This is a genomic window from Clostridium aciditolerans (assembly GCF_016316925.1).
GTDB lineage: Bacteria > Bacillota > Clostridia > Clostridiales > Clostridiaceae > Clostridium_AM > Clostridium_AM aciditolerans.
Map to the genome: position 1 here is coordinate 231198 of NZ_JAEEGB010000005.1, position 15750 is coordinate 246947.

Sequence of the window (15750 nt, forward strand, 5' to 3'; positions counted from 1 at the left end):
ATTCTGATAATCTTCAAAACTCCGTCTTCTAATTTAATCCCTAATTTTAAAAATTTCGTTGGTTTTTGTACTAACAATACTACCATTATAGTATTTGTTGCGGCAATTCTATTAAGTCGTAGTATTAGGAGGTATTAAAATGAACTTTTTAGATGTATTTATAATTACAGAAGATGTTATTGAAGAGTGTCTAATAGAATGTCTAGATTAGTAATAACTAACTAAAAGCTATCAATGTGAAAAACTATTGATAGCTTTTTTATTTATAATGATAACAACATTATAAATACTCAATTTGTTGACTTATATATTTAATTCCTTTGATTGTTGCATATCAAGTATATTTTATTAAATAATAATTAATATTTTAAAATAAATTTTAAATTTATACTTGTATTATCTAAAGTTTGTATGTTATATTATTTACATCATATACTCAATATTTACGATATTCGTAAATATTACATATTTATAATAAGGGGTGGGGTATAATGTCATCAAATACATTTAACGGTTTAGAAATACTAAAAATTGCAATACTAATGGAGGAAGAAGGAAGAAGCTTCTATACCAACGGAGCTAAATACACAACTGGAAAAATAAAAGACTTTCTACTAGCAGCTGCAGGACAAGAATTCCTTCACAAAGAGCAATTTACAAAGCTATATAATGATTTATCAAGTAAAAAAGATGTAGATTATGATTATCTCTTTGATGCTGAAGTAACATCTTATCTAAAGGCTTTAATAGAAGACAAGGTATTTGATAAAAAAGAACCTTCTGAAGATGCTTTCAAAGATTTAAAATCTGCTATAGAGTATGCTGTTAAGTCTGAAAAGCTTACTGTAGAAGTTTATACAAAAATGTATAAGGGCATTGCAGAAGGTGAAGTTAAAGAAGTATTATTTAAATTAATAGATGAAGAAAAAGCTCATATAGATTATTTTACAAAATTACTTAATGAAATAGATAACGATTAATTATATATGGAGATATAAGGTTCTAGTGCTGAGAATTTAGCATTAGAACCTTATTGTTTAATATCTAAAAACCTTTGATAAACTTAATATCCTAGTCGTCATACTAACTTATCAATTGGCATTGATAAGTTTCTCATGAAAAATCATTTAGGCTTTTCACCAAATTAAATTCATTTGACAAATAAGGGTAGTAAGTATAAAATTATAGGAGTTTTTAACAAGGCAAAATTTAAATCTGAAGGAGATAAATAGCATGACCCCTTTTGATAAATTAGGATTAAATGAAAATTTAATAGAAGGACTAGAAAAAGAAGGAATAACTAAACCTACTGATATACAGGAAAAAATAATACCTGTTGCACTTGAAAATATCGATGTAATAGGTCAATCGCAGACTGGAAGCGGAAAAACTCTTGCTTATCTGTTGCCTATATTTGAAAAGATAGATAATACAAAAAGAGAAATGCAAGCTATTATATTAGCTCCAACCCATGAGTTAGCTATGCAGATAAATAACCAAATAAAGTTATTATCTGAGAACTCCAATATTCCAGTAACTTCTGTTGCTATAATAGGAGAAGTTAACATAAAAAGGCAAGTGGAAAAATTAAAAGAAAAACCTCATATAATTGTAGGCTCTACAGGAAGGATACTTGAGCTTATTAAGATGAGAAAAATAAGTGCTCATACCATAAAGACTATTGTTATTGATGAAGGCGACAGACTGCTATCTCAAAACAACCTATCTTCAGTAAAAGATGTTATTAAGACTACAATGAGAGATAGACAGCTTATGATATTTTCAGCAACTATAAATGATGAAACACTTAAAATAGCAAAAGATTTAATGAAAGAACCTAAAATCATAAAAATTGAAGAAGAATCTTTAGTTAACCCCAACATTTACCATGTATATTTTACTGTGGAGCAAAGAGATAAGATTGAGTTATTGAGAAAGCTTATAGCTTCTATAAATCCTGAAAGAGCTATTGTATTTATAAACAAAAATGAAGAAACTCAGCTTGCTGCACTAAAACTTCAACATCACCATATTAAGGCATATGGAATATTTGGTAACGCTTCAAAAGAAGAAAGAAAGAAAGCTTTAGAGGGCTTTAGAAACGGAAAGATTCAAATTCTTGTGGCCTCAGACTTAGCAGCCAGAGGATTAGATGTAAAAGATGTAACTCATATATTTAATTTAGATTTACCTGAAGATCCAAAAGAATACCTTCATAGAGTAGGAAGAACTGGAAGAGCTGGAAAAACTGGAACTGCCATTTCACTAGTTACAATAAAGGAAAAGTCAATAATTAAAAGATATGAAAAGAACTTTGAGATAACAATTGAACCAAAGGAAATACATAGAGGAATAATTATGGACCCAAAAGCAAGTAGACCATCCTTTAGAGCAAATAAGAGTCCTAACTTTAATAGAAAAAGATAGGTATATAATTATATACCTATCCCTTTACTATTTGATTTTTCCCGCTAATTTTTCCTTTATACAATGCCTTATCTGCACGAACTATACAGTTATCTATAGTTTCTTCATTAGAAATCTCTGCAATTCCACAGGTAAAAGTTATATTTAAATTAAAATCATTGTAGCTGTATTTTGTTTTCTCTACCTTTTCCCTAATCTTTTCAAATAAAACTGCTGCACCTTCTAAATCAGTTTTAGGAAGCATAACAATAAATTCTTCCCCTCCCCACCTTGCAAAGCAGTCCATTTTTCTTATAGATTCACTTATTGATTTTGTTAATGACACCAGTATAAAATCGCCGCATTCATGCCCATAAGTATCATTAATCTTCTTAAAATTATCTATATCAAATATCCCTATAGCAAATATCTCTTTATATCTCAAAAATCTAGCATATTCTTCCTTCATTCTCTCAACCATATAACGTCTGTTAAAAATTCCAGTAAGATAATCTCTATTGGCAAGATAGTCTGAGCGCTCCTTTTCTTCTTCTAGTATTGTATTAGTCTCTTCAAGTTTAGCAATATATTTCTTTAATTTATCCTTTGATCGTTTAAGTTCAATATGGGTTCGTATTCTGGATTCCAAAATGATAGAATTAAAGGGCTTTGTTACATAGTCAACTCCTCCTACCTCAAAGCCTTTAACAATTTCATCTATTTCTGTCTTTGCAGTTACAAAAATAACCGGTATATCTTTTGTGTTTTCATCACTCTTTAACTTTTGACATATCTCATATCCATCCATCTCCGGCATCATTATATCTAACAAAATGATATCCGGTTTTTCACTTTTTAAATATTCAAAAGCTTGTTTTCCATTTAAGGACATTACATATTCGTAACCACTCTTTTTAACTATGCTTGCAAGATATTTAAGATTTTCAGGATTATCATCTATAATCATTACAAGTCCATTATCTAAACTTTCCATTACATATCACCTCCTGCATGTATTAATTTATTCAGCCAGTATCCAAGATGTACAACACATTCATTAATTTTTATTATATCAAAGTATCCAACAGCCTTCTTTAATTCTACACCTTTTTCATATAAATACTTTATATTATGCTTTTCTCCCAATGTAATTAGTAACTCAGCAAGCTCTTCTGCAACAGTTCCTTTTACTGCTATTTTAAGCTTTGAAACATATGGATAAATGCTATCCATCAACTGTTTTGCTAATAACGGAGAGAGTGTACTCTCATTTTTAATAACCAATTCTCTATTTTCTGTGCTTTTTTCTTTAATACTTGGAATAAACTTTTTAATTTCCTCTAGCAACCTGGAGATAGTAACCGGTTTATATATAGCACCATCAAATTGCACACTGTCGATACTTCTATCATCCTCAAACTTTAAAGTAGCAGTTAATGCAATAATCGGTATAGACGAAGTATCTTTTGAACTTTTAATTTTTTTTGTGGCTTCTATACCATCCATCTCAGGCATCATAATATCCATAATAATTAAATCTGGTTTTTCTTTAGATAATATATCTAATGCCTCGAATCCATTTTGTGCCATTACAACTTGTAACCCTACTTTTTCAAGTATTTCTTTTAAAAGAATTCTATTTGAATCTACATCATCGGCAATAAGAACCTTTTTATTTTCAAACAATATTTTTGTAATTTGGCTTTCATTGTTATTTTCACTGACAGGCTTTAGATTTGATACATTTACATCCTGAATTATTAATGTAAATACACTTCCTTTACCAACTACACTTTCAACAGTTAACCTTCCATTCATCATCTCTGCTAATCTTTTACTTATTGAAAGGCCAAGGCCTGTGCCTCCATATTTCCTGTTATTCTGTCCATGTTGTTGTTTAAAGGACTCAAATATACTTTCCAAATCACTTTCCTGTATTCCTATACCAGTATCCTCAACAGAAATAGCTAAATTAATCTTATCTTGATAAACAGGACTTGAAAAATGTTTTTTCAGGGATAGTCGAATATATCCCTTATCAGTAAATTTAACAGCATTTCCAACTAAATTTAAAAGTACCTGCCTTATCCTTGCTTCATCAAGAAGAAGTGTGTCCGGAATTTCACTATCAACCTCAATGCAAAACTGCAGCCCCTTTTGAGAGATCTTCATACGAAATATCCTCTCAATTTCCTCAAGCATTCTCCGTGGATTAATAGGAATTACCTGGAGCTTCATCATTCCAGCTTCAATTTTAGATAGATCTAAAATATCATTTATAATATTTAATAGACTATTTCCAGCAATATTTATGGATTCCAAATAGTTTTTGTGCTTTTCATTATTTTCTTCTGAATAAAGTATTTCACTAAAACCGATAATAGCATTTAACGGTGTTCTAATTTCATGACTCATATTTGCTAAAAATTCACTTTTTGCCTTATCCGCTTTTTCCGCCATTTCTTTTGCATTTCTAAGTATCTCTTCTGTATGCTTGCTTTCTGTGATATCCCTTGCTGTTGCTATGATAATTTTTCTTTCTAGATATCCATAAGAGTTCCAAGCAAGCCATCTATAGGTTCCATCTTTACACAGATATCGATTTTCAAATCTTACTACTTGTCCTCCAGCACTTAAACTCTTTAAAACATCAATGGTTTTAGTTCTATCTTCTTCATTAACAAATTCTATAAATGGTTTTGAATATAACTCTTCTTCACTCCATCCTAGAGTTTTGCTCCATGTAGGGCTAATTCTTCTAAAATATCCATCAAAATCATATATACATAGCATATCTAATGCTGTATCGAAAAATAATGCAATTTCATTTTCCATAATCTTTTGATTGCTTATATCATTAGATAAAAATAGTAGATGTGGTTCTTCTTTCATGCTAAATTGAACAAACTTGCATTCAAGCCATACTTTATTTCCAAAGGTAGTGACCATGTTAACAGTTACTCTTTCTTCTTTTCCAGTACTTAAGGCTTTCATAGCAGCATCATAGAGATTATATTCTTTCCAAGTTTCATTATACTTAAAATTTTGTTTAAGCAGTTCTTCTCTGGTACCACCGGATATTCTTACAACTTCATCATTTACTGATACACATTGCCCTTCTGAATTATAAGTCATTATACCTATTGGAGAACATTCGATAACTTTTCTGTTAAATATATACGCCTCTCTGAGATGATCCTCCGCAATCTTTCTTTGTCTATCTCTTTTCTGTAATTTATCAAGAGCATATTGAAGCGCTTTTGTTCTTTCCTCTACCCTCTTTTCCAACTCCTCATTCATCTTTTTTATTGCTTCATCCTGTAATTTTTTTTCTGTAATATCTATAACAGCTGCAATACGATATTGAGGCTTTAAGTTTTCATCAAGGGATAATGATACCGTTAAGCTTGTCCATACTATTGAAGAATCTTTTCTTATATATCTTTTTTCTACAGCATAAGTCTTCAGCTCATTATTTAATGTTTTATAATAAAGTTTTAAGTCCTTTTCTAAATCCTCTGGATGAGTAATTTGTTTAAAGTTCATATCTATGAGTTCTTCTTTTGTATATCCTACTATCTGGCAAAACTTATTGTTGGTTTTGATAAACCTACCTTCTAATGATAAGTAGCAAATACCAACAGCTGCTTGTTCAAATATTCCCCTAAACTCTCTTTCACTTTTTAAAAGCTCTTTTTCAGCAGCATTTTTTTCTGTAATATCTTTGAAAAAATCAAGTATACACTTCATTCCATCTGCCTCAATGATATGTGATACAACTGAATAATTTCTTATCTCACCTGATTTAACTCTAATATTTAGTTCTAAATCTTTTATACTTCCGCTTTCTCTAAGAGCATCAATATATCTTAACCTATCTTCTTTGTTAATCCATATGCCTAATTCCAAGGCTGTTTTTCCTATAATATCTACTTTTTTATATCCAAAGCTATCCAAAAACGCCTCATTGCACTCCAAAATTCTTCCATCTTCATATGCAGAGATAGCTGTTAGATTAGGATTTAACCTAAATATCTTACTAAAAGTACATTCACACTTACGCTTACCTTGTTCATTAAAAATATCGCTTTTTTTCATATTACCACCTCATCGATATCTTCTAAATAGGTTCTTGCAAGTTTAAAATAATTTTAATATTACAAAATTATCTATATATATTAAACAATAACTCCAATATTAATATAAATCAACAATTTTATTATATATATATCAATATTTGTTATTAAAATTTTCTACTATTAAATGAATACTTTATCAAAAATTTCAACATTAAATTTAAAATCTTAAATTTTTTGATAACTTTCTTGTAATTTTCTTGATTCTTTAGTCGTTACAGGATTATAATGATATGTACACAAAATTTAGAGGTGATGAAATGAAAGCTAAGGCACTGAAGATTAATGCAGCAGGAATTGTTTTAACTTTATTAATTACTCGTATAATCTACAAGCTTACTAATTTTAGTTACTCTTTTAAAGGTGGAGTTTTTAATCCAGATGTTATGATGGATTTAGGATTATGCATTATTATATTTGTTGGAGTTACAACTTTGCTTGAGAAAATTTATGATAAAAAAGTTAATAAGTAATATACACAAATACAGCAAAAAAATCAGCTTACACCTTAGGGATAGCAATCTACCCAAGGTGTAAGCTGATTTTCTTATTTATTGAAATAATCTTTTACAAAGTCTGGAGCATCATTTTCATCAAAGCTTCCATTATCTACATTTTTCTTTTCGTTGTTATAAAATCCTATAATATATTTTGCATTACCGTTATTATGAGGATAATCATAATTTCTTAAACAAGCTTCTATTTGATTTTTGTCTTTAATTTCTAGTCTTTTTACATTGTTGTTATTTATATATTGACCAGTTTTACGTTTTTCTTCTAACTGCTGAGTGCTAGTAATCTTTTCTACTACAGCATACTGTATATCCGCTGGCAGAACTCTTGCATTCTCAATATAACCTTTCTTTTTCAACCATTCTTCAAATAACTTATAAGATTTTCTCCATGTAGTGTGAATTTGTTTATCATCACCATGAAGTTCTTTATCTTTTAATTTTCGATACTTATCTAGTTTATCTGATGCAACCATAAAGCTTATATCTGCCCATCCTGTTTTTTTATTATCCATATCTTCATAGGTTTCATTACTAATATCCTGCTTTAGTACATCTAATGCTTCTTTTATATCTTCTGGTTTTACTATTACCGACTGCTTGTTAACACCAAAAGAAGGATGAATAGTGATTTTTTCTATGTCAGAAGCATCAGCCTTTAAAATATCATATCTATTTTTCTTAAATTCTGAGCATTGATATATAGGTTTTAAATACTTTTTATACTCATCATAATCTATTCTATAAGCTCTTTGAATTTTGCTTCCATCCTTTAATTGGTACATAAAAAAAATGCTTCTCAAGTCTTTATCATCTTTATATTTATTTTTGTTTTTATCTTCTATAATCTTTTTGTGAAAATCATAAATATACTTCAAATTGTTTTTATCATAGTATGTATTCATATCGTATTTTTGAAATTTCTCATTATAATAGCCTTCGCTAAAATATATTTTGTTAACATCATTTAAAACTGGAAGCTTTTTTTCATATCCAACAATATCAAGATTGATTCCAGTTATCATGACCACCATAGCGATGGCATAAATAATGTAACCTTTTACACTTCTAAATACCCATATAGATTTTTTCAATATCATTTCTGCTGCAAAATAACCTATTAAGGAACCAATTAAAAACCCGAAGTAAACCCAGCTTAATTTTTTCTGTGTTTGTAAAAAATATAACCCTCCAACCAGCATCATACAGAATGTTGCTCCATATTTAAAAACATATTGCAAAGTTTTAAAAGCAATTGGTTGTGTTGCAGCTTCTAACTTTCTTTTGCTGTATATAAAGATAGCAGAAAAAAATAAAATAATACACAAAGCAATATAAACTGTTATTTCTGTTGTACTCATACCTTTATCAAACTCATTAACCCCATTAAATCCGTAAAGAATCCTTACTATAGGTGACAGTTTATTTATTCCATCATCTAAATTGTAAATAAACCCATACAAGAACACTTCAAGATTAAAGGTCAGTAAAGCCATTAAGCCTGCTGGTAGAAATAGAAAAATATAAGTTAATGCTCCCTGCATTACTGAAAGTCCTACAATCATTCCTGCAAATACACAGCTAAAGAAAAATACCATGTCCATTAAAATTGTGATTCCACACCACTGTATAACATCATAAATTCTATAGTATTGTCCTAAGTCAAGCGTACTTTTCATGATTATGCATATTGCCGCAATAATTAATACAGGTACTATTAATAACATAACTCCAATAATGACATGACTTATATACAAGGCACTTCTTTTTATGGGAAGACTATGAATCATATCTGAGGATATTTTTACTTGAATATATCTGAAAAGAAAAATAGCAATAAAAACTGGAACTGCTACTATAAGCATCCCTTGAATTTCCGAATTTGTAAAATGAAATAAACTTTTAAATAAATCTTTATATAGTTTATCTGCACTATAGGTCATTAATATTTGGAGAGGTACAACGAAAAATAAGACTAGTAAGTATGCAACACCAATCCATCCGAATCTCCTTAAATCATCGAAAAATATTCCCTTATTAAAAAATGATGTTTTTGATTTCATATCCTACATCCCCCATTTCATAGATGAAAATTTCCTCTAATGTTAAAGGCAAAATGTCTAAAATTACAGGGTTATATTTGTTAATCTGATTTAATATGTTTTCTTTTTTACCTCTAACAATAATAAGTCTTATACTGCCTCTTTGTTCCTCATAAAGTACGTTAACATTCTGCAGTATTTCATCTGATATCTCTCCTTTAAAGGCTACCTGAATTTTATGAATATCTGATTTTAGATCGTCTAATTCCTTTTCAAGTATTAAAGAACCTTTATGCAGTATTCCAATATGATCACATAAATCCTCCAGCTCTCTTAGGTTATGAGAGGATATAAGCACCGTCATTTCTCTTTCTGCTACATCTTGTATTATTAAGTTTTTCACCTTTTGTCTCATAACAGGGTCTAGTCCATCTAGAGGCTCATCTAAAATAAGTACATCCGGCATAGCTGATAGTGCAAGCCAAAAAGCAACTTGTCTCTGCATTCCTTTAGAAAGTCTATGTACTTTCTTGTTTTCATCAATATTAAAAGCCTCTTTTAACTTTTCATATCTTTCATTATTCCAGCTTTCATATATCCTTTTATAAAATTTAGCCATATTTTTTATGCTGTATTGTGAAAAAAAATAAAGAGCATCTGGTATGAATATAACTCTTGATTTTAACTCTGTATTTTCAAATACTTCTTCGCCATCAATAAACACTTCACCTTTGTCCTGTTTATATACACCAACTAAGGTTTTTATAAGAGTCGTTTTACCTGCTCCATTTGAGCCCACTAACCCATAAATAGAGCCCTTATTTACATGAATGTCTACATTTTTTAGTGCATCTAAATCCTCAAAATGTTTACTTATATTTTTTGCTTCAATCATGTTTTTTCCCCCCCCTAATCATGTCATCAACCTCAGAAACTATCCTCATAATCTCCTCTTTTTTCATCCCCAAATACATAGCTTCTGATAAAATTTTAATCAATTCTTCTTTTAATTTATTTATTTTTTCAGCATTTTCATTTGGCATCATAGGCGCTACAAAGCTTCCTTTTCCCGGTATAGAATAAATGTAGCCCTGTCTTTCTAGTTCTCTATATGCCTTTTGTATAGTGTTTGGATTTATAGTAATTTCATTTGAAAGAGCCCTCACTGAGGGAAGCTGTTCATCTGTTTTTAATACCTCACTTATTATAAGTTCTTTAAATTTTTCCACCAATTGTTCATATATAGGCAATCTACTTCTAATATCTAATTGAAACATATGCTCCCTCCTTCCGTTATAACTGTATTAATAATATTAATACAGTTATAGTATATACTAAGCTTTAAATTTTGTAAATAATGTAACATAAGCACAATAATGAAAATAGAGCGAAATTTTTTCGCTCTTATAAATTACAACTAAAAATATATTAATAATTAGAATTGACTTTGTCCGCTGGAAAAACTAACCCTATCTGTCTTCTTGCTTCATCCATTATTTCCATCACCGCTTGTGAAGCTTGAAGATAATTAGCAGTGGATTCTAAGCTTCCTCGATTTATTAAATTTATAAACTCTTGTGTTTCATAGTACATATCATCCTTAATATGAAATTCTGTTAAATCCTCTTCTTCTCCATTCCTAAATACTCTTTTTATCCTTTGAAAGCTATTGATACCTTCAATTATTATGCTGCCATCTTCACCTTGAATTTCTGATGGTAAATATGAATTATTAATTTTCGAATAAAAGACTACAGAATCCATATCATCATATTTAAACAGTATACTACCTTCTCCATCAACACCAGACTCTAACATTACAGCATTTGCTTTTATTTCCTTTGGTTTGCCAAATAGATTTATCATAGGATGTATGCAATAAACTCCTATGTCCATTAAAGCTCCATTAGATAACTCAGGCTTAAAAGCATTTAGGACTATCCCCTCTTTATATTTATCATACCTTGATGAGTATTGACAAAAATTCGCAAAGTATCTTCTTACCTTTCCTATTCTATGCAAGTTGTCTTTGACTATCTTAAAGTTAGGAAGATATATTGTCTTTATAGCTTCCATCAAAACCACATTGTTCTTTCTAGCTGCCTCTATCATCTCAAAAGTTTCCCTTGAATTTGATGCAAAGGCTTTTTCACATAATACATGCTTTTTGTGCTTTAAAAATAATATAGTATACTCCCCATGGAAAGCATTAGGTGATGCAATATAAACCGCATCAATTAAATCACTTTCTGCCATTTCTTTTAAACTTGTAAAGATATGCTTTACACCATACTTTTCAGCAAAAGCTTTTGCTTTTTCCTCAGTTCTCGAATAAACTGCATTTAAGACGAAATCCTTAGCATTTGCTGCACCTTTTAAAAATAAATCTGTAATACTATTTGTGCCTATAACCCCAAATCTTATTGCTTTTTTTCCATCTATGCCCATTACCTCTTTCTCTTCACAATATTTCTATTATTTTACCACCACATCTAATTTACTGCAATGTAACAGTTATTTTTCTGGTCAAATAAGACTTTAAGGCAATATAAAAAGGTATCTCACCTATATATGAGATACCTCTTTAATCTTGTGTTTCTTAAGCCATATTAGGATATAAAATCTTAAGAAGTTTTCCTTCTATTGTTTCATAGAACATAGCAATTTTATCTTTAACAAGTATTTTGTAAAGATAATTTACAAAGGCAGCAATTACAATACCTCCAATTACATCTATAGGGAAATGATGTCCTACATAAACCCTAGAAAAACTTACTATGCATGATAAAGCAATTAAAATACGACCACATACTTTAAACCAATTGTTTATACCTAGTGCTATACTCATAGTACCTATTGCATGATCACTTGGAAAAGATGCGTCTGCCACATGTGAATATAATAAGTTTACCTTATTATGAACAAAGGGTCTATTTACATAGTATACGAGCCCTATAGAAAAGCTTATAAGAAGATTTATTGCTGTTAGTGCAAAGATATCCACTGCAATACATCTAATTCTTATATCTTTTTTTATTATTCCCAGTATATAGACTCCTGCTAATACCGCCATAAAAGCTATAGGAACATATTTTGAAAATATAATCATAATTTTATCTAAGATCATATTTTTGTGAGCTAATCCATTTATAAGATTAAATATATACATGTTCATTCTGTATTCCACCTCTTATTATCTTAAGTAATTTTCTAATCTAATTCATTTATTTAACAGATATATTCTCTCAATATAACATTAAAACTAGATTAAACGTAAATTAAACTTAGATTAGATTATTTTAGAGGCAGACTAATAGTTATTTTTGTTCCCTTTCCCAATTTACTGTTAATAGATATAGTTCCGTTATGTATATCTATTATCTGTTTCACAATAGCTAAACCTAAACCACTTCCACCGGTTTTTTTGGAACGAGCTTTATCTACTCTATAAAATCTATTAAATAGATTGGGTATTTCCTCTTCCGGTATACCTATTCCAGTATCTTCAATAGTGATCTTAACACTATCTGCTTTTACACTAGAATTTATTATTATTTTTCCATCTTCCTGTGTGTACTTTATACTATTATCAATTACTGCTCTCAACGCTTGTTTTATTAGCCTAAAATCAGCACAAATTGTTACTGAATCATTTTTCTCACTTAATATATTGTAATTTTGAGCAATAATATTACTTTCTCTAACTATTTCATCAATTAAGTTTTCCAAGTCAAACTTCTCTTTTTCAAGCTTTACAGAGTTATTATCTCCTCTAGCAAGAAAAAGCAATTTCTCAATCAGATTCGTCATGTTCGCTGTTTCATTTTTTATAATATCAATCGCTTTTTGAAGGACTTCCCTATCTTCTTTTCCCCATCTATCTAGCAAATTAATATAACCCTGTATTACTGAAATAGGCGTCCTAAGTTCATGAGAAGCATCAGATACAAACTTATTTTGACTTTCAAAAGACTTCTCAAGCCTTTCAATCATTTCGTTAAAGGTTTTTGCAAGTCTTGCTAACTCATCTTCAGCAGTGTTAACCTCAATTCTTTTATTTAATCCCTGTATGCTTATACTCTGAGCTGTTTTTGTAATTTTATCTATAGGCCTTAGGATTCTTTTACTTACAAACATTCCTGAAAACAATGCTACAACTATACCAATGGCATCTGATATAGCCATCATAATAAAAAGAAGTTTCAAGAAATGGTATTCATGCTCCATATCTTTGACAACTAGTAGTTGAGCTGTTCCCTTATTTTTTATATCTATAGAATTATTTTTATAAACCAAATGTCTTTCGCCTTTTTCTAATCTTAATGCCTTTCCTGAGGAATTTTGTTTTGGCATACTTATATTCCATCCAGGAGATACATTAACTGTATTCCCTTTATCATCAATTATCTTTACGTATATGTTTTCTTTAGGGCTTATCCCCTGTAACAAATCTTTACCTTGTAAGTCTAGGTTATTCTTTTCTAATTCTTCAATTTTATCACTAACACCCTTGCTGGTATCGTTAACTTGTCTAATAGACTGTTTAACAAGAAAATACTTGACTCCATATAAAACAGACCCATTAAGTGCTATAAGCACTATAGAAAATACTACTGCATACACCAAAGTTATTTTTAATGATATTTTTTTTAATCTTAAAATTTTATTTTTCATTACCATGCTCCCTTATTGTATAACCAACTCCTCTTACAGTTTGAATCAGCTTATCCTCAAAAGGGTCATCAACTTTACTTCGTAAATATCTAATGTTTACATCAACAACATTTGTATCGCCAAAATACTCATATCCCCATACCTTTTCCAATATTTGATCTCTGTTTATTACAATTTCTTTGTTTATTAGAAGATACTCCAGCAAGTCATATTCTTTTTTCCTAAGTTCTATATGTCTACCGCTTCTTGTAACTTGATGCTTATCTAAATCCATAATTAAATCTTTTGCTTTTAATATAGATTTACTATTCTCATCATTTTTTCTTCTTAAATTTGCTCTAATTCTGGCAAATAGTTCATCTATTATAAAAGGTTTAGTCATATAATCATCTGCACCCATATCAAGTCCTGTTATTTTATCTGATACATCGTCTTTTGCAGTAAGCATAATGATTGGAATATCTGAAAACTGTCTAACTTTCCTGCAAACTTCGATGCCATTTATTCCTGGAAGCATAATATCTAGTATTATTAAATCATAGGTATTTTTCTTAACTTTATTCAAACCTTCTATACCATCAAAGGCAACATCAGCTATATAGCCCTCATGATTTAATTCTAATTGAATAAAGCTAGCAATACTTTCCTCATCCTCAATTACTAAAATTTTATAGTTATTCATAATGCTCTCCCTTCAAGTGTCCTATAGATATATTACTAAATTTGAAAATTTAATTCTTTATCTAGTATCTACTACCTATAAGGTAACCTTGTCTAGAAATTAATTTTATTTTTTCTCATAGATACATTCAGCACCAATCCTAGTGCCATAAAATTAGCTAGTATAGAGCTACCTCCATAACTCATGAAAGGCAATGTAATACCAGCTACTGGCATAATACCAATTGTCATTCCTATATTCTGTAATATTGAAAACAAAAACGAAGATGCTGTACCTACACATATAAGTCGTCCCATAAGGTCTTTGGATTCTTTAGCTAGTTTAATCATTCTATAAATTAATATACCATATAAAGTCAATAGAAGAATTGCACCTATCAGTCCCCATTCTTCTCCTACTGCAGCAAAGATAAAATCCGTATGAGCTTCTGGAATAAACCCTCCAGCTATCTGAGTTCCTTTTAAAAAACCAGCTCCAAGTACCCCACCAGCTCCAATACCTATCATAGACTGCATTAATTGAAATCCTGAATCTAGTTGATATGCTTCTGGATTTAAGAAAACAAGTATTCTATCTTTTTGATATGTCTTTAAAAATCCTCCAAACCATATAAGCAAGCTAAATGGAATTAAGCTTATAAATCCCCATATAATAACCTTTAAATTTAGACCAGAAATAAAAAATATACCCAGGGTAATAAAAAAACAAATTAATGTCATTCCTATATTAGGTTGAATAATTATTAATATCATTGGAACTAACGCATAGATGGATAACTTAAAAAAATTCTTAGGATTGTTAATATCTCCATCCATTTCATCTAGGGTTTTTGCAAGCAATAAAATTAGTCCAAATTTTACAAACTCTCCTGGTTCAATGGCTCTGTTCCCTATCCTTATCCAGGATGCAGCCCCTTTTACTGCTCTACTTGTTACATCGTTAAATAACAGAAATATTTCACCAGCCCAATAGATGGGTTTTGAGTATACTCCTATAAGATTATAATCAAGAATTAATAGCAAGTACACAGCAATTATTCCAAGAAGCAACCACATAATTTGAAGTTTACCATAATAAAAACCTTGTTTTGAATGGGTTACACTATATATATTTACAATTCCAAATATAGTAATTAAAATACCCGTGATAAGCATAGTAAAATCTAATTGTTTTAAAAGCTTCTTACTAATCAAAAATTTATTCATGTAAAAATCCTCCGTAAAAAGTCGAAGACTTAATTTAAAATAATTATGCATTACTATATCTATCTAATCAATCATTCTTAGAATTTTTAATCT

The 15750-nt window shown here is 29.6% G+C and carries 13 protein-coding genes; 3 read left to right on the forward strand and 10 right to left on the reverse strand.

The genetic code is table 11. The features are described 5' to 3' along the window. The first annotated feature begins 491 nt into the window (after positions 1-491). Both I6U51_RS04780 and I6U51_RS04785 read left to right on the forward strand, forming a co-directional pair. Positions 492-980 carry a ferritin family protein gene (locus I6U51_RS04780; RefSeq protein ID WP_211141449.1) on the forward strand — a complete coding sequence of 163 codons (489 nt, stop codon included), beginning with the start codon at positions 492-494 and terminating at the stop codon, positions 978-980. A gap of 253 nt (positions 981-1233) precedes the next feature. Continuing rightward, positions 1234-2427 carry a DEAD/DEAH box helicase gene (locus I6U51_RS04785; protein ID WP_211141450.1) on the forward strand — a complete coding sequence of 398 codons (1194 nt, stop codon included), beginning with the start codon at positions 1234-1236 and terminating at the stop codon, positions 2425-2427. Between the two features lie 16 nt (positions 2428-2443). Here I6U51_RS04785 and I6U51_RS04790 read toward each other — a convergent pair whose 3' ends face one another. Together I6U51_RS04790 and I6U51_RS04795 are read right to left on the reverse strand one after the other, a co-directional pair. After that, positions 2444-3400 (reverse strand): diguanylate cyclase, encoded by a 957-nt coding sequence (locus I6U51_RS04790; protein WP_211141451.1) that lies wholly within the window; start codon positions 3398-3400, stop codon positions 2444-2446. Continuing rightward, on the reverse strand, positions 3400-6504 hold the full coding sequence (locus I6U51_RS04795) for a PAS domain S-box protein (RefSeq protein ID WP_211141452.1): 3105 nt from the start codon (positions 6502-6504) through the stop codon (positions 3400-3402). The genes I6U51_RS04790 and I6U51_RS04795 overlap by 1 nt, the downstream gene beginning before the upstream one ends. A 271-nt stretch (positions 6505-6775) precedes the next feature. Between I6U51_RS04795 and I6U51_RS04800 the strand changes: the two genes are divergently transcribed. Then, positions 6776-7015 carry a hypothetical protein gene (locus I6U51_RS04800; protein ID WP_211141453.1) on the forward strand — a complete coding sequence of 80 codons (240 nt, stop codon included), beginning with the start codon at positions 6776-6778 and terminating at the stop codon, positions 7013-7015. A gap of 74 nt (positions 7016-7089) precedes the next feature. Here I6U51_RS04800 and I6U51_RS04805 read toward each other — a convergent pair whose 3' ends face one another. From I6U51_RS04805 to rodA, 8 genes are all read right to left on the reverse strand, one after another. Further along, positions 7090-9117, reverse strand: coding sequence for a DUF6449 domain-containing protein (locus tag I6U51_RS04805; protein WP_211141454.1), 2028 nt, complete (start codon positions 9115-9117; stop codon positions 7090-7092). Next, complete coding sequence (locus I6U51_RS04810; RefSeq protein WP_211141455.1) at positions 9092-9991, reverse strand: ABC transporter ATP-binding protein; 900 nt, start codon at positions 9989-9991, stop codon at positions 9092-9094. Before I6U51_RS04810 ends, I6U51_RS04805 begins: the two co-directional genes overlap by 26 nt. Beyond that, positions 9984-10373, reverse strand: coding sequence for a GntR family transcriptional regulator (locus I6U51_RS04815; protein WP_211141456.1), 390 nt, complete (start codon positions 10371-10373; stop codon positions 9984-9986). Before I6U51_RS04815 ends, I6U51_RS04810 begins: the two co-directional genes overlap by 8 nt. A 151-nt stretch (positions 10374-10524) precedes the next feature. After that, positions 10525-11544 carry a Gfo/Idh/MocA family protein gene (locus I6U51_RS04820; RefSeq protein WP_211141457.1) on the reverse strand — a complete coding sequence of 340 codons (1020 nt, stop codon included), beginning with the start codon at positions 11542-11544 and terminating at the stop codon, positions 10525-10527. Between the two features lie 151 nt (positions 11545-11695). Next, on the reverse strand, positions 11696-12271 hold the full coding sequence (locus I6U51_RS04825; RefSeq protein WP_211141458.1) for a phosphatase PAP2 family protein: 576 nt from the start codon (positions 12269-12271) through the stop codon (positions 11696-11698). Positions 12272-12390: 119 nt separating this feature from the next. After that, on the reverse strand, positions 12391-13770 hold the full coding sequence (locus I6U51_RS04830; RefSeq protein ID WP_211141459.1) for a sensor histidine kinase: 1380 nt from the start codon (positions 13768-13770) through the stop codon (positions 12391-12393). Next, the gene (locus I6U51_RS04835; RefSeq protein WP_211141460.1) at positions 13760-14452 is read right to left on the reverse strand and encodes a response regulator transcription factor; all 693 of its coding nucleotides are present in this window, start codon (positions 14450-14452) and stop codon (positions 13760-13762) included. Before I6U51_RS04835 ends, I6U51_RS04830 begins: the two co-directional genes overlap by 11 nt. 92 nt (positions 14453-14544) lie before the next feature. Continuing rightward, on the reverse strand, positions 14545-15657 hold the full coding sequence (rodA, locus tag I6U51_RS04840; protein ID WP_211141461.1) for a rod shape-determining protein RodA: 1113 nt from the start codon (positions 15655-15657) through the stop codon (positions 14545-14547). Positions 15658-15750 lie beyond the last annotated feature (93 nt).